Origin of the sequence: Pseudomonas kurunegalensis (genome assembly GCF_030291635.1) — a bacterium.
GTDB classification, from domain to species: Bacteria; Pseudomonadota; Gammaproteobacteria; order Pseudomonadales; family Pseudomonadaceae; genus Aquipseudomonas; species Aquipseudomonas monteilii.
Window position 1 is genome coordinate 5,019,329 of the sequence record NZ_CP127871.1, and the last position, 14,744, is coordinate 5,034,072.

Genomic DNA, 14,744 nt, shown 5'->3' on the forward strand with positions numbered 1-14,744 from the left:
CAAAACAACGCTGAACAGGGAGGCACAACAATGAAAAACCTCGTCGACCACCTGAGCCAGTACGCCAGCTACCACCGCGACCCACGCAACATCGCCACCCACTTCGTCGGCATCCCCATGATCGTGCTGGCCGTCACCATCTTGCTATCGCGCCCGGGCTGGGAAGTGGCCGGCATGTGGCTATCCCCCGCCCTGCTGGCCGCAGCGGCCTCGGTATGGTTCTACCTGCGCCTGGACCTGCGCTTCGGGCTGGTGATGGGGCTGCTGTTGGGGTTGTGCCTGTGGGTAGGCCAGGCGCTGGCAATGCAGACCACAATGCTGTGGCTAAGCGCCGGGCTGGGGGCATTCGTGGTGGGCTGGATCATCCAGTTCGTCGGCCATTACTACGAAGGCCGTAAACCGGCCTTTGTCGACGATGTCAGCGGCCTGATCATCGGGCCGCTGTTCGTGGTGGCAGAAGCTGCGTTCATGCTGGGCCTGTGCCCGGCCCTGAAGTCGGCCGTGGAAACCTCTGCAGGGCCGGTCAGGCTTCAGCAATAACGCTTACTGGCGCGATTCTACGCCCAGCTCATCCCACACCGACTCGGCCAGGTGGAAGGTGGCGTTTGCCGCCGGGATGCCGCAGTAGATCGCGCTTTGCATCAGCACTTCCTTGATCTCGTCGCGGGTCACGCCGTTGTTGGCCGCCGCACGCAGGTGCAGTTTCAGCTCGTCGTTGCGGTTCATGCCGATCAGCATGGCAATGGTGATCAGGCTGCGGGTATGGCGCGGCAGGCCCGGGCGGGTCCAGATATCACCCCAGGCATGGCGGGTGATCATCTCCTGGAACTCGCCGTTGAAGTCGTTGAGCTTTTCCAGGCTGCGGTCCACATGGGCATCGCCCAGCACCGCACGGCGCACTTGCATGCCGGCGTCGTAACGTTGTTTCTCGTCCATGGCGTTGTCCTCAGTGAGCCAGCAGGAAGTCGAGCACGCGGCGGCTGAAGGCCTCACCGATTTCGACGTTCGACAGGTGTGCGGCCGGGAAGTCGACGTACTCGGCACCGTTGATACCGGCCTGCATGAAGCGGCCATGCTCAGGGGTGGTCACCACGTCTTCGGTACCAGCAACGATCAGCGCCGGCACCTGGATACGGCCCAGTTGCTCACGGTAATCGGCATCACGCACGGCTGCGCAATTGCCGGCATAGCCTTGCGGGCTGGTTTGCGCCAGCATCTGGCAGATGCGCTGGGCCTGCGCGGGCTGGGCCTGGGCGAAGCCTGGGGTGAACCAACGGGCGATGGACGCATCGCGCAGGTCGACCATGGCCTGCTGGCCGCCTTTGAGCACGGTGTCGATACGGGTGTTCCACACCTCGTCGTTGGCGATCTTGGCGGCGGTGTTGCACAGGGTCAGGCTGTGCAGGCGATCACCGGCGTTGATGCCCAGCCACTGGCCGATCAAGCCGCCCATCGACAGGCCGACGAAGTGCGCTTTCTGGATGTCCAGGCCATCGAGCAGGGCCAGCACGTCCCGCCCCAGTTGCTCGATGCTGTAGGGGCCGTCAGTGACCAGCGAGGCACCGTGGCCACGGGTGTCGTAGCGCAGCACCCGGAAATGCTGGCTCCACAGCGGAATCTGGGTGTCCCACATGCCCAGGTCAGTGCCCAGCGAGTTGGACAGGACGAGTACCGGGGCGTTTTCCGGGCCATCGATCTGGTAGTTCAAAACGCCATCGGCCAGTTGCAAGTGCGCCACAGCGGTCTCCTTCAGGCAGTGAAATGTTGATGTTCGGTCACGGCGCGCGCCACCCAGACGCGCGCCTGGCCCAGGTAATGGGCAGGGTCGAGCAGGCGATCAAGTTCTTCGGCAGACAGCTCGGCACTGACCTGCGGTTCGTCACCCAGCACGGCACGCAAGTGGCGCTGTTCGGCCACGGCGCGCTGGCAGCATTGCTCCAGCAGGTGGTGGGCACGGTCGCGGCCCAGGCGCTGGGCCAGCACGATGCTCACCGCTTCGGCCAGCACCAGGCCTTGGGTAAGGTCGAGGTTACGGCGCATGCGCGCTGCATCCACTTCCATGCCTTCGGCGATGACCTGGGCCTGGCGCAGCGCGCCGGAAACCAGGCAGCAGATATCCGGCAGGGTTTCCCACTCGGCATGCCACAGGCCCAGGCTGCGCTCGTGTTCCTGAGGCATGGCGGCGAACAGCGTCGACACCAGGCCCGGCACACGGGTGGCGGCGCCGATCAGCACCGCAGCGCCCACCGGGTTGCGCTTGTGCGGCATGGTGGACGAACCGCCCTTACCCGGCGCGGAAGGCTCGAACACCTCCCCCGCCTCGGTCTGCATCAGCAAGCTGACATCGCGGCCGAACTTGCCCAGGCTGCCGGCCACCAGGCCCAGCACCGAGGCAAACTCCACCAGGCGGTCGCGCTGGGTGTGCCAGGGTTGCTCCGGCAACGTCAGCTTCAGCTGCTCCGCCAGGGCCTCGGCCACCGGCATCGCCTTGCTGCCCAGGGCCGCCAGGCTACCCGAGGCACCGCCGAACTGCAGCACCAGCAAGCGCGGGCGCAGTTCCTGCAGGCGCTGGCGGTGGCGGGTCAAGGCGCCCAACACGCCAGCCAGTTTCATGCCCAGGGTCACCGGGGTGGCATGCTGCAACCAAGTACGGCCTACCAGTGGGGTATCAGCATGCTTCAAGGCTTGCTGCGACAGGGTGTCGGCCAGCTTGCCAAGGTCGGCTTCGATCAGGTCGAGAGCATTGCGCAGCTGCAAGATCAGCCCGGTGTCCATCGCATCCTGGCTGGTCGCGCCCAGGTGCACATAGCGCTCGGCCTCGGGCACGCCGCTGGCAATCACCTTGCCCAACGCCTTCACCAGCGGGATTGCCGAGTTACCCGCGGTGGCGATGGCATTGGCCAGCGCGCCAACGTCATAGCGCTCGGCCTGGCAAGCTGCCTCGATGGCGGCCACGGCGCTATGCGGCACCAGCCCGGCAGCGGCTTCGGCACGGGCCAGCGCAGCTTCGAAATCGAGCATGCCCTGCAAGCGGCCATGGTCGGAGAAGATCTCGCGCATGGCCGGCGCGGTGAAATAGGCGTCGAACAGTTGGTTGGTCATGCCACGTCCTTAATCATCGTGGTGCAGGTACGCCGCCTGCTTCGGCAGGCGCAGGCTGAACAGGAAGGCAATCGCCATCATGGCCGTCACGTACCAGTAGAAAGTGTTTTCCATACCCAGGGTCTTCAGGCCCAGGGCCACGTACTCGGCAGAGCCGCCGAATGCCGCGTTGGCCACTGCATAGGCCAGGCCCACACCCAGCGCACGCACCTGCGGCGGGAACATCTCGGCCTTCACCAGGCCGCTGATCGAGGTGTAGAAACTGACGATACACAACGCCAGGCTGATCAGTACAAAGGCCATGAACGGGCTGGTCACCGTTTTCAGCGCCATCAGCAGCGGCACGGTGCACAGGGTACCGAGCGCCCCGAACAGCAGCATCGAATTACGCCGGCCGATGCGGTCGGACAGCATGCCGAAGAACGGCTGCAGCACCATGAACAGGAACAACGCACCGGTCATCACGTAGCTGGCGTTTTTTGCCGTCATGCCGGCCGTGTTCACCAGGTATTTCTGCATGTAAGTGGTGAAGGTGTAGAAGATCAGCGAGCCACCCGCGGTATAGCCGAGCACGGTCACAAAGGCCGCTGCGTGATTGCGGAACAGGCCCTTGATGGTGCCGGCGTCCTTGTCCTGGCGGGTCTCGGCGCTGCTGGTTTCGTGCAGCGAACGGCGCAGCATCAGCGAGATCAGCGCGGCAATGGCGCCAACCACGAACGGAATGCGCCAGCCCCAGGCACGCAGCTCATCTTCTGTGAGCAACTGCTGCAGGATCACCACCACCAGCACCGCCAGCAACTGGCCACCGATCAGGGTGACGTACTGGAACGAAGCAAAAAAGCCGCGCTGACCGCGCAACGCCACTTCACTCATGTAGGTAGCAGTGGTGCCGTATTCGCCGCCTACCGACAGGCCCTGGATCAGGCGGGCCAGCAACAGCAGCGCTGGCGCCCAGGTGCCGATGCTGGCGTATGTGGGCAGGCAGGCGATCATCAGGGAGCCGAAGCACATCATCAGCACCGAGATCATCAGGGAATTCTTGCGACCATGGCGGTCAGCGAGGCGGCCGAAGATCCAGCCACCGATGGGGCGCATCAAAAAGCCTGCGGCGAAAACACCTGCCGTGTTCAACAACTGCACGGTAGGGTCGTCGGAAGGGAAGAAGGCCGGGGCAAAGTAGATCGCGCAGAACGCGTAGACGTAGAAGTCGAACCATTCCACCAGGTTGCCTGATGAGGCACCGACAATAGCGAAGATGCGCTTGCTGCGTTCTTCGCCGGTGTAATAGGTTGAGGTCATGACGGTTTTACTCCAAGAGGGTCCCAGGTAAGTCTAGACATACCTGGTAACACACTCGTTCCGCTTGCTGGCTGGCAATTGGCCTTGTGTCTAACAAGACCGGCCTCTTCGCGGGCAAGCCCGCTCCCACGGGTTTTCGTTGTGCAGTGGGCAACAATCTTCCTGTGGGAGCGGGCTTGCCCGCGAAGAGGCCGGTACAGGTCAAACCCGCTCGATGGCCAAAGCCAGACCCTGACCAACCCCTACACACATGGTTGCCAGGCCCTTGCGCCCACCACTCTTCTCCAGCTGGTGCAGTGCCGTCAGCACCAGGCGCGCACCGCTCATGCCCAGCGGGTGGCCCAGGGCGATCGCACCGCCATTAGGGTTCACCTGCGGCGCATCATCGGCCACACCCAGCTCACGCAGCACCGCCAGGCCTTGGCTGGCAAAGGCTTCGTTCAGCTCGATCACATCGAAATCATTGACTGCCACACCCAGGCGCTCGGTCAGCTTGCGCACCGCCGGCACCGGGCCAACGCCCATTACCCGTGGGGCAACACCGCCACTGGCCATGCCCAGAACGCGGGCGCGTGGAGTCAGGCCGTGCTTCTTCACCGCTTCAGCCGACGCCAGGATCAGCGCCGCAGCACCATCGTTCACGCCCGAGGCATTGCCGGCGGTCACTGTCTTGTCCGGGCCGTTGACCGGCTTGAGCTTGGTCAGGGCTTCCAGTGTGGTGTCCGGGCGCAGGTGTTCGTCACGCTCGACGATGGTTTCGCCTTTCTTGTGCGCAATGCGCACCGGCACGATTTCTTCGGCGAAGAACCCGGCGGCCTGGGCGGCTGCCGCTTTCTGCTGGCTGCGCAGGGCGAACGCGTCCTGGTCAGCACGCGAAACCTGATAATCGTCGGCCACGTTGTCGGCGGTTTCCGGCATGGAGTCCACGCCGTACTGGCCCTTCATCAGCGGGTTGATGAAACGCCAGCCGATGGTGGTGTCTTCCAGCTTCATGTTCCGCGAATAGCCGCTTTCGGCCTTGCCCATGACGAACGGGGCACGCGACATCGACTCGACGCCACCGGCAATCGCCAGCTCCATTTCGCCGCTGGCGATGGCGCGGAAGGCAGTGCCGATGGCGTCCATGCCCGACGCGCACAGGCGGTTCAGGGTAACACCCGGGATGCTATCGGGCAGGCCGGCCAGCAGCAGCGCCATGCGCGCCACGTTACGGTTGTCTTCACCGGCCTGGTTGGCGCAGCCGAAGAACACTTCGTCGACTTGATCCCACTGTACGCTCGGGTTGCGTTCGATCAGCGCCTTCAGCGGCACGGCAGCCAGGTCGTCGGCACGCACGCCGGCCAGGGCGCCGCCGAAGCGGCCGATCGGGGTGCGGATGGCGTCACAGATAAATACGTCGCGCATTAAGCTTCTCCTGCGGTACGGGCTTCGAGGTCACGCAGGGCGGACGGCTCGACTTCAGTGGTTCGGGGGTGGTCTGCTGGAGGCTACTGGTCAGGGTGCTTCAGTGAGCTCAGATTAAGGAGACTGGCAGGTCGCTTACAATCCGATAATCGACTATTTGTGCGATTAACGAACCATTTGTTGCAAACCTACCGATCCCCTTCTTGCCCTTTACCGGCCTCAGGTCGCGTCTGCGTGGCTCACCAGCCCTTTCACGATCACGCCCACGGTCGCCAGCGCCGCCGGCACCAGCAATGCCGTCAGCACCTGCTCGAAGTTCCAGCCCAGGCCCAGCAGCGTTGCGCCACTCCAGGCCCCGAGAATGGCGCCAAAGCGGCCAATGCCCAGCATCCACGATACACCGGTGGCCCGGCCCTGGGTCGGGTAGAAGCGTGCCGCCAGCGAAGGCATTGCCGACTGCGCGCCGTTCACGCACATACCCGCAATCAGTACCAGCGTGGCCAACACGGTAATGTTGCCCAGGCTCTGCCCCACGGCGTAAGCAAACACCCCGGCCAGCAGGTAGAAAATGCCGATGACCTTGTGCGGGTTGAAACGGTCCATGGCCCAACCCACACCGACCGCACTGAGCACACCACCAAACTGGAACAGCGCACCGATGAACGCGGCCTGCTCCATGCTCGCACCGCTGTCTCGCATCAGGGTTGGCAGCCAGCTGGTCAGCAGGTAGACGATGACCAGGCCCATGAAGTAGGTCAGCCACAGCAGCATGGTGCCCAGGCCATAAGTGCCGGAGAAGATCACCGCAAACACGTTGCGTGCGGCCACGGCCTTTTGTTCCGGTACGGTGAAGCTGCCGGCCTCGGCCACTACTTGTGGCGCGATGGGCGACAGGGTCTTGCGCACCTTGTCGGTGCCTCGGTTGCGTACCACCAGGAACCGCGCCGACTCCGGCAGCCAGACCATCAGCACCAACGCCAGCAGCAGCGGCAGGACCCCACCGATAACCAGCAGGCTGTGCCAGCCGTAAGCCGGGATCATCTTGGCAGAAATGAAGCCACCACCCGCCATGCCCAGGTTGAAACCACAGAACATGCTGGTGACCAGCAACGACTTGAGGCGCTCAGGGGTGTATTCGGACAGCAGCGTGGTCGCGTTGGGCATACCGGCACCAAGGCCCAGGCCCGTCAGAAAGCGCAGTACCAGCAACTGGTCGACGTTGGTGGCATAGGCCGAAGCCAGGCTGAAACCGCCGAACACCAGCACCGCGCCCACCAGAACACCTTTACGGCCGAAGCGGTCAGCCAGCGGCCCGGAGCCCAGGGCGCCGAACACCATGCCGATCAATGCGGCACTCATGACCGGGCCGAGGCTGGCACGGTCGATCCCCCACTCCTGCGACAGGGCCGGGGCGATGAAACCCATGGCGGCAGTGTCCAGGCCATCGAGGAAGACGATCAGGAAGCACAACAGCACGACCCGCCACTGATAGCGGGACAGCGGCTGCTGATTGATGAACGACTGAACGTCGAGGCTTTTGCCGACGTTGTTTTGCGCTTGGTTCATTGTTGTTATCCAGAATGTAGGGCACAGCCAGACCACTGCACACGGGCAACCGGCACAGAGGGCGATGAGTGGGGAATATGGCCTGCGTCAGCCTGGATACAACGGTACTGCGCGCGGGTGCGGCCGCGGCAGCGAGGGGACAGTATTCATGTTATGTGCCTCTTATGTTTTTCTTGTTCGGTAGGCAGGGCCGACCGTTGCGAGAAACATTAATCAGCGGGCGCAGGTGAAGCAATTCACCCGGAACGACACTGTGCGTTTATCGCACAGGAAACGGTTTTGCCTGTTCTATTTTGGGGCCGCCTTGCGGCCCCGGCAATTTCAACCAAACAACTGATGGCAAAGGTCGCGGCTGGCAGCGAGCAAAATCGGCAAGAAGCGCTGCTCCAGCTCACTGCGCGTTACCCGCCCTACGTGGGTACTCACGTTCAACGCCGCCAACACCTGCCCCGAAGCGTCATACACCGGCACCGCAATCGATCGCAGCCCCTGCTCCAGTTCCTGGTCCACCACGCACCATCCCTGGGCGCGCACCTGCTGGATGCAGGCGAACAACGATTCAGGGTCATGCAGGGTACGGCTGGTGCGCGCTTTCAGGTCGGCACGCTCCAGGTACTCGCGCAGGCTGGTGTCGTCCAGGGCCGCCAGCAGAATGCGCCCCATCGACGTGCAGTAGGCCGGCAGGCGCCCTCCCACCGACAGGTCGACCGAAATCAGCCGCTCCACCGTGGCCGAACGGGCTATATAAAGGATGTCGTCACCTTCGAGCGTGGCCATGTTGGCCGCCTCGTGCAACTGGTCGCTGATGCGGTCCAGGTATGGCTGGGCAGAAATCGCCAGCGGTGTCGACGACAGGTAGGCATGCCCCAGGGTCAGCACTTTGGGCAGCAGCGAATAGGTACGCCCGTCGGTGGTGGCGTAACCCAGCTTGATCAACGTATGCAGGCAACGGCGCACCGCTGCACGAGGGATTTCCGTACGGTGGCTGATCTGGGCGATGGTCAGGTGGCGCTTGCGCTCCTGGAACGCCTGGATCACGGCCAGGCCACGTGCCAGGGAGGTCATGAAGTCCGGGTCACCGGTAAAGGCCTGGATGCGCTTGGCCGGAGAAGCCACGATCGGCGGCGCCATGGCAGCCGAAGCAGGCCGTGCCACCTCCGGATTGCCGGAATCGTTGCCCAGGGTTTCGTCACTCATCGCACACCTCAAAAAAAACGCCGGTTCGTGCGATTATCGAACAAACGGCCGATAATCGCAATTGACCGCCGACACTTTTGCTTATACCTTTCTCATGCCACTTGTGGCTTCTTTGGAGAGACTGGTCAGGTACCCACCGTAGAAGTCCCCAGGCAACGGCCTCGCCTTCTGGCGAGGCCGTTTTTCATTCGGGCCTCATCCCGGCGTTGCAGCGAACTTTTATCCGCCTTGCCTTTCAAACTTGTACGAAAGGTCCAAACTGTTTCCAGGCACATCCCACTACTTACGTCAGATGATGCCAGGGCCGGGTAAATAACGATGTTCGGCGAATTACCGGTTGCTATAATCGATTGCGCAGGCCGCCGACGCCAGCGTGGTCAAGGAACCTTCCGTTGTATCAAGCCTTGTATCAAGCCGTTGCGGCCCACATGGCCTGTGCATGCTGCACAGTGCATAACAACAGTCATTACTCTTAATTCAGGTACTGCATGTGACGAAAGATGAACTGCGCGCAGAACTCGAGCGCCAGGCTGAACGTTACAAGGATGTTTACGGCGGCGAAGTCACCACTTATGCCGCACAACCGGATCCGGAACGCAAACCTTGGCGCAAACGTGCCAGTGTGCGCGACCAGGCTTTCAGCCAGGAACTGGAACGAATGGAAAAGGAACTGCGCAGCGACACCCCCTGACCCCAGGACTACGCCAGCGCGTCGTCGCCCGGCCAGCCCGGGCGCGGTCAAAATTGCTTCGATCTTTACCGCCTGACCGATGATGAAATGGAATTACACAAATTTCATACGATCGTTTGAATGGTGGCAAACCAGCATTTTCTTGGCTTTTATGCCTGATTTCGCCAAGCTTTACGCTTTTTAGCCGATATTTCCCTGCGTGAAGGCCCCACCTTGCACGGCGCACCCACGCCATGAAGATTGCCATCGGTCTGTAGCAGGTGCATCGATTGCCAAGGTTTTCTGGCATAATCCCGCCCCCCTATGACCGCCAGACAACCTTCATGATCGATTTATTCAGCGGACTGGATGCCTGGGTGTTGGTGAGCCTGCTGCTCGCCTTGACCTTCGTACTCGCCTTCGAGTTCATCAATGGCTTTCATGACACCGCCAACGCGGTAGCTACCGTCATCTATACCAAAGCCATGCCGCCGCACCTCGCCGTGTTCTTCTCCGGCGTGTTCAACTTCCTTGGCGTTCTGCTCGGCGGTGTCGGGGTGGCCTATGCCATCGTGCACCTGCTGCCGGTAGAGCTGCTGATCAACGTGAACACCGGACACGGCCTGGCCATGGTCTTCTCGCTGCTGGCTGCGGCCATCACCTGGAACCTGGGCACCTGGTACTTTGGCATCCCCGCTTCCAGCTCGCACACGCTGATCGGCTCCATTCTCGGCGTCGGCCTGGCCAACGCCCTGATCAACGACATTCCGCTGGGTGACGGCGTCAACTGGCAGAAGGCGATCGACATCGCCATGTCGCTGGTGGTCTCGCCAATGGCCGGCTTCGCCGTTGCCGCCCTGGTGCTGATCGGCCTGAAGTGGTGGCGCCCGCTGTCGAAGATGCACAAAACCCCCGACCAGCGCCGCAAGCTCGACGACAAGAAGCACCCGCCGTTCTGGAACCGCATGGTGCTGGTGGTTTCCGCCATGGGCGTCAGCTTCGTGCACGGCTCGAACGACGGCCAGAAAGGCATCGGCCTGATCATGCTGGTGCTCATCGGTATCGTCCCGGCCAAGTTCGTCCTCGACCTGAACAGCACCACCTACCAGATCGAGCGTACCCGCGACGCCACCCTGCACATGAGCCAGTTCTATCAGCGCAACGCCGCCACCCTGGGCGAGTTCCTGGCGCTGGGCAAAGCCAAGTCCAGCGACCTGCCGGAGCAGTTCAGCTGCAACCCGCAGCAGACCGAGCCGACCATTGCCGCGCTGCAGGCCTCGCTGCAAGGCGTGACCGACTACCACAGCCTGAGTGCCGACAAGCGTGTCGAAGTGCGCCGCTACCTGCTGTGCCTGGATGACACGGCGAAGAAGGTTGGCAAGCTGCCAGGCCTGGAGGCCCGTGAAAAGGCCGACCTGGAAAAACTGCGCAAAGACCTCACTGCCACGACCGAATACGCCCCGTTCTGGGTAATCGTGGCCGTCGCCCTGGCCCTGGGCCTGGGCACCATGGTTGGCTGGAAGCGCGTGGTACTGACCGTCGGCGAGAAGATCGGCAAGCAAGGCATGACCTATGCACAGGGCATGTCGGCACAGATCACCGCGGCCTGCGCCATCGGCATGGCCAACGTGTTCGCCCTGCCGGTATCGACCACCCACGTGCTGTCGTCCGGCGTGGCCGGCACCATGGTCGCCAACAAAAGCGGCCTGCAAGGCGGCACCGTGAAAACCATCCTGCTGGCCTGGGTCCTCACCCTGCCGGCCTCGATGGGCCTGGCGGCCGGCCTGTTCTGGCTGGCGTCCAAAGCCATTGGCTGAGTGATACCGCAATGAATGAAGGCGCCCTCGTGGCGCCTTTTTCATGAGCGTCAGTCCTGTGCCGGCTACCTTTTCTTGCCCCCCAGCAGCGACCCCATCAACCCGCGCACCAGTTGCCGCCCCAGCTGATTGGCCGCCTGGCGCACCGCCGACTTGATCGCCTGCCCCGCCGCACTCTGCAAGAAGTCCCCCGCCTTGTCGGCAAAGCTCTCTTCATCCGCCTTCGGCTGCGGCGCCGGTTCCACGGCCTCGCCCTTGCGCTGGGTCAGCATTTCATAAGCCGACTCACGGTCCACCGGCTTGTCATAACGCCCCGCCAGCGGCGAGGCGGCAATCAGCGCACTGCGTTCAGTTGCAGACAATGGCCCGATGCGCGACTGCGGCGGCGCAACCAGCACCCGCTGCACCATGGCCGGCGTGCCCTTCTCTTCCAGCGTACCCACCAGCGCCTCGCCAATCCCCAGCTCGGTCAACACTGCCAGGGTGTCGAACGCCGGGTTGGGGCGAAAGCCATCGGCCACCGCTCGCAACGACTTCTGCTCCTTGGCGGTAAAGGCCCGCAAGCCATGCTGAATACGCAAGCCCAGCTGGGCCAACACCGCATCCGGCAGGTCGCCGGGCGACTGCGTAACGAAGTACACCCCCACGCCCTTGGATCGAATGAGCCGCACCACCTGCTCCAGCCGGTCCTGCAACGCCTTGGGCGTGCCGTTGAACAGCAAGTGCGCTTCATCGAAGAACAATGCCAGCACCGGTTTGTCGGCATCCCCACGTTCGGGCAACTGCTCGAACAACTCCGCCAGCAGCCACAAAAGGAAGGTGGCGTAAACCTTGGGCGCTTCGTGCACCAACCGGCTGGCATCGAGCAGGTGGATGCGCCCACGGCCATCCAGGTCCGGCCGTAGCAGGTCTTCAAGCTGTAATGCCGGCTCACCGAACAGTGCCTCGGCGCCCTGCTGCTCCAGGGTCGCCAGCCGCCGCAACAACGCCTGGGTAGAGGCAGTGGTCATCAGCGCGCTGTCTTCGCCCAGCAGTTGCGGGTTGTCCTTGAGGTGCGCGAGCAGCGCCTTGAGGTCATTCAGGTCCAGCAGCAACAGGCCCTCGCGGTCTGCAACCTTGAAGGCGGCGTACAGCGCGGCTTGCTGGCTGTCGGTCAGCTCCAGCAGGTTGCCCAGCAGCAGCGGCCCCATCTCACTGAGGGTGGTGCGCAAGGGGTGGCCGGACTGCCCCGCTATATCCCACAAGCTCACAGGATAGGCCCGAGGCGTATGCCCCAGCCAGGGCATGCCGGCGATGCGCTCGGCCACCTTGCCCTGTGGCGCACCGGCGGCCCCCAGGCCACAGAGGTCACCTTTGACGTCGGCCGCGAACACGGCCACCCCTGCGTCGCTGAACACTTCCGCCAGGTGCTGCAGGGTGACGGTCTTGCCCGTTCCCGTCGCGCCCGCCACCAGACCATGACGGTTAGCCAGCCGCATCGCTTGCCCTACTGGCTGGCCATCCGGGCCAGCGCCTACAACGATGGTCGAAGATTCCGACATCTCATTAATCCTCTGCTCAAGCTTTACCTTAATTCGGCCGATACCTTTGGGTGATATTCGCCTTAATAGAAAGGAACAACCGAAAAGGGATATTTCGGGATGTTGCACTGCCTTGCGCTCCCCCGGAGCGAACGCCTGATATAACACCTTAGCGGAACCGATTACGCCATGAACAAAAGCCTTCGTTTCAGCCACAAGATTCTTTTGGCCGCATCACTGATCGTGATGCTCGCCTTCAGCCTTTTCACCCTCTACAACGATTACCTCCAGCGTAATGCGATCCGCGAGGACCTGGAAAACTATCTGGCTGAAATGGGCGCCTCCACGTCGACCAACATTCGTAACCTGTTCGAAGGCCGTATCAAACTGGTAGAGAACCTGGCGCAGAACATTGCCCAGGACCCGGCCAACGCCGAAACACTGATGGGCCAGAATGCCCTGATTTCCAGCTTCCTTACCGTTTACCTGGGCAAAACCGACGGCGGCTTCAGCGTACGCCCGGACGCCAAGATGCCCGATGGCTACGACCCGCGCACCCGCCCTTGGTACAAGGACGGCATGAATGCGGCGGGCGCGACCCTGACCGAGCCGTACATCGACATGGCCACCAACAAGATGGTCATCGGCATCCTCAGCAAGGTGTCCAGCAGTGTCGGCGTGGTGGGTGGCGACCTGGCCCTGGACGGCCTGGTGCAGATCATCAACTCGCTGAACTTCGGCGGCATGGGCTACGCCTTCCTGGTCAACGATCAGGGCAAGATCCTGGTGCACCCGGACAAAGACCTGGTGATGAAGTCGCTGTCAGACCTGTTCCCGCAGCACACGCCAAAACTGACCGGTGAACTGACCGAAGTGCAGAGCGATGGCCAGGCCCGCCTGCTGACCTTCACCCCGATCACCGGCCTGCCGTCGGCCAACTGGTACATCGGCCTGTCGGTGGACAAGGACAAGGCTTTCTCGATGCTCAGCACCTTCCGCACCTCGGCGGTGATCGCCACGGTGGTAGCGGTGGTGATCATCATCGGCCTGCTGGGCCTGCTGATCCGCGTATTGATGCAGCCGCTGCACACCATGACGCGCGCCATGGAAGACATTGCCGAAGGTGAAGGCGACCTAACCAAGCGCTTGCGCATTCACAACCACGACGAGTTCGGCATCCTCGGTAACGCCTTCAACCGGTTCGTCGAGCGCATTCACAGCAGCATCCGCGAAGTGTCCTCGGCCACCGAGCAGGTCAACGAAGTGGCCCTGCGCGTGATCAGTGCTTCGAATTCGTCGATGACCAACTCTGACGAGCAGTCCAACCGTACCAACAGCGTGGCAGCCGCCATCAACGAACTGGGTGCCGCCGCCCAGGAAATTGCCGGCAATGCTGCCCAGGCTTCACAGCATGCAAGCTCCGCGCGCCTGCTGGCCGAGGAAGGCCAGCAAGTGGTCGAGCGCAACATAGCCGCGATGAACCGCCTGTCCAACCTGATCGTTACGTCCAGCGAGCATATCGAAACGCTGAACAGCAAGACCGTGAACATCGGCCAGATCCTCGAGGTGATCACCAGCATTTCCCAGCAGACCAACCTGTTGGCGCTGAACGCCGCTATCGAGGCGGCCCGCGCCGGTGAAGCCGGGCGTGGCTTTGCCGTGGTCGCCGATGAAGTGCGCAACCTGGCGCACCGCACCCAGGAGTCGGCGCAACAAGTGCAGACCATGATCGAAGAGCTGCAGGTCGGCGCCCGTGAGTCGGTCGAGACCATGGACCAGAGCCAGCGCCACAGCCAGGACAGCGTGCAGATCGCCAACCAGGCCGGTGAGCGGCTGGACAGCGTGACGGTGCGCATTGGCGAGATCGACGGCATGAACCAGTCCGTAGCCACGGCTACCGAAGAGCAGACCGCCGTGGTCGAGGCCATCAACATGGACATCAACGAGATCAACATGCTCAACCAGGAAGGCGTAGAGAACCTGCAGGCCACCCTGCGCGCCTGTTCGGACCTGGAGCAGCAGGCCGGCCGCCTCAAACATCTGGTGGGCAGTTTCCGCATCTGATCCCGCACCGCATCGCCTGCTTCGCGGGCGATGCGGCTCACCCGCCCAACCCCGATCGAACAAACTATCCTTCTGAAAGGTCAACCTTTAGGCGCGTCATCGCCG

At 62.7% G+C, this 14,744-nt stretch carries 11 protein-coding genes and 2 pseudogenes; 5 read left to right on the plus strand and 8 right to left on the minus strand.

Going from position 1 to position 14,744, the window contains the following annotated elements; all coding sequences use genetic code 11:
- The first annotated feature begins 30 nt into the window (after nucleotides 1-30).
- Nucleotides 31-540, plus strand: a complete 510-nt coding sequence (locus QQ992_RS22935; protein WP_286111157.1) for an Mpo1 family 2-hydroxy fatty acid dioxygenase — start codon at nucleotides 31-33, stop codon at nucleotides 538-540.
- 3 nt (nucleotides 541-543) lie between these two features.
- Here QQ992_RS22935 and pcaC read toward each other — a convergent pair whose 3' ends face one another.
- The 7 genes from pcaC to pcaR form a co-directional block, all read right to left on the minus strand.
- Nucleotides 544-936: a 4-carboxymuconolactone decarboxylase gene (gene pcaC, locus QQ992_RS22940; RefSeq protein WP_010952489.1), complete on the minus strand. Its 393-nt coding sequence runs from the start codon at nucleotides 934-936 to the stop codon at nucleotides 544-546.
- A 10-nt stretch (nucleotides 937-946) separates the two neighbouring features.
- A complete protein-coding gene (pcaD, locus tag QQ992_RS22945; RefSeq protein ID WP_119371309.1) occupies nucleotides 947-1,738 on the minus strand; it encodes a 3-oxoadipate enol-lactonase in 792 nt (263 codons plus the stop codon).
- Nucleotides 1,739-1,749: 11 nt separating this feature from the next.
- Nucleotides 1,750-3,102 (minus strand): 3-carboxy-cis,cis-muconate cycloisomerase, encoded by a 1,353-nt coding sequence (locus QQ992_RS22950; RefSeq protein WP_286111158.1) that lies wholly within the window; start codon nucleotides 3,100-3,102, stop codon nucleotides 1,750-1,752.
- Between the two features lie 9 nt (nucleotides 3,103-3,111).
- Complete coding sequence (locus tag QQ992_RS22955) at nucleotides 3,112-4,401, minus strand: MFS family transporter (protein WP_025753926.1); 1,290 nt, start codon at nucleotides 4,399-4,401, stop codon at nucleotides 3,112-3,114.
- Nucleotides 4,402-4,602: 201 nt separating this feature from the next.
- A complete protein-coding gene (pcaF, locus tag QQ992_RS22960) occupies nucleotides 4,603-5,805 on the minus strand; it encodes a 3-oxoadipyl-CoA thiolase (protein ID WP_286111160.1) in 1,203 nt (400 codons plus the stop codon).
- A 219-nt stretch (nucleotides 5,806-6,024) separates the two neighbouring features.
- Nucleotides 6,025-7,371: a 4-hydroxybenzoate transporter PcaK gene (gene pcaK, locus QQ992_RS22965; RefSeq protein ID WP_105945782.1), complete on the minus strand. Its 1,347-nt coding sequence runs from the start codon at nucleotides 7,369-7,371 to the stop codon at nucleotides 6,025-6,027.
- 321 nt (nucleotides 7,372-7,692) lie between these two features.
- Nucleotides 7,693-8,568, minus strand: coding sequence for a pca regulon transcriptional regulator PcaR (gene pcaR / locus QQ992_RS22970; protein ID WP_016713633.1), 876 nt, complete (start codon nucleotides 8,566-8,568; stop codon nucleotides 7,693-7,695).
- Between the two features lie 490 nt (nucleotides 8,569-9,058).
- On the opposite strand from pcaR, the gene QQ992_RS22975 reads away from it, so the two are divergent.
- Nucleotides 9,059-9,259: a hypothetical protein gene (locus QQ992_RS22975; RefSeq protein WP_003259583.1), complete on the plus strand. Its 201-nt coding sequence runs from the start codon at nucleotides 9,059-9,061 to the stop codon at nucleotides 9,257-9,259.
- 323 nt (nucleotides 9,260-9,582) lie between these two features.
- The gene (locus QQ992_RS22980) at nucleotides 9,583-11,055 is read left to right on the plus strand and encodes an inorganic phosphate transporter (RefSeq protein WP_060497972.1); all 1,473 of its coding nucleotides are present in this window, start codon (nucleotides 9,583-9,585) and stop codon (nucleotides 11,053-11,055) included.
- A gap of 65 nt (nucleotides 11,056-11,120) precedes the next feature.
- Here the strand turns inward: QQ992_RS22980 and QQ992_RS22985 are convergent, their stop codons facing one another.
- Complete coding sequence (locus QQ992_RS22985) at nucleotides 11,121-12,596, minus strand: helicase HerA-like domain-containing protein (protein ID WP_286111161.1); 1,476 nt, start codon at nucleotides 12,594-12,596, stop codon at nucleotides 11,121-11,123.
- A 312-nt stretch (nucleotides 12,597-12,908) separates the two neighbouring features.
- Between QQ992_RS22985 and QQ992_RS28175 the strand changes: the two are divergent.
- Together QQ992_RS28175 and QQ992_RS28180 are read left to right on the plus strand one after the other, a co-directional pair.
- Nucleotides 12,909-13,733, plus strand: a pseudogene (locus tag QQ992_RS28175) (PDC sensor domain-containing protein); the annotation flags it as partial.
- A gap of 309 nt (nucleotides 13,734-14,042) precedes the next feature.
- Nucleotides 14,043-14,639: pseudogene (locus QQ992_RS28180) on the plus strand (methyl-accepting chemotaxis protein); the annotation flags it as partial.
- Nucleotides 14,640-14,744 lie beyond the last annotated feature (105 nt).

What these genes read in the sequence shown, in the direction of transcription:
- pcaF (WP_286111160.1), bottom strand. Translation starts at nt 5,805, where the DNA reads ATGCGCGACGTATTTATCTGTGACGCCATCCGCACCCCGATCGGCCGC.
- QQ992_RS22950 (WP_286111158.1), bottom strand. Translation starts at nt 3,102, where the DNA reads ATGACCAACCAACTGTTCGACGCCTATTTCACCGCGCCGGCCATGCGC.
- pcaK (WP_105945782.1), bottom strand. Translation starts at nt 7,371, where the DNA reads ATGAACCAAGCGCAAAACAACGTCGGCAAAAGCCTCGACGTTCAGTCG.
- pcaC (WP_010952489.1), bottom strand. Translation starts at nt 936, where the DNA reads ATGGACGAGAAACAACGTTACGACGCCGGCATGCAAGTGCGCCGTGCG.
- QQ992_RS22935 (WP_286111157.1), top strand. Translation starts at nt 31, where the DNA reads ATGAAAAACCTCGTCGACCACCTGAGCCAGTACGCCAGCTACCACCGC.
- QQ992_RS22985 (WP_286111161.1), bottom strand. Translation starts at nt 12,596, where the DNA reads ATGTCGGAATCTTCGACCATCGTTGTAGGCGCTGGCCCGGATGGCCAG.
- QQ992_RS22980 (WP_060497972.1), top strand. Translation starts at nt 9,583, where the DNA reads ATGATCGATTTATTCAGCGGACTGGATGCCTGGGTGTTGGTGAGCCTG.
- QQ992_RS22955 (WP_025753926.1), bottom strand. Translation starts at nt 4,401, where the DNA reads ATGACCTCAACCTATTACACCGGCGAAGAACGCAGCAAGCGCATCTTC.
- pcaR (WP_016713633.1), bottom strand. Translation starts at nt 8,568, where the DNA reads ATGAGTGACGAAACCCTGGGCAACGATTCCGGCAATCCGGAGGTGGCA.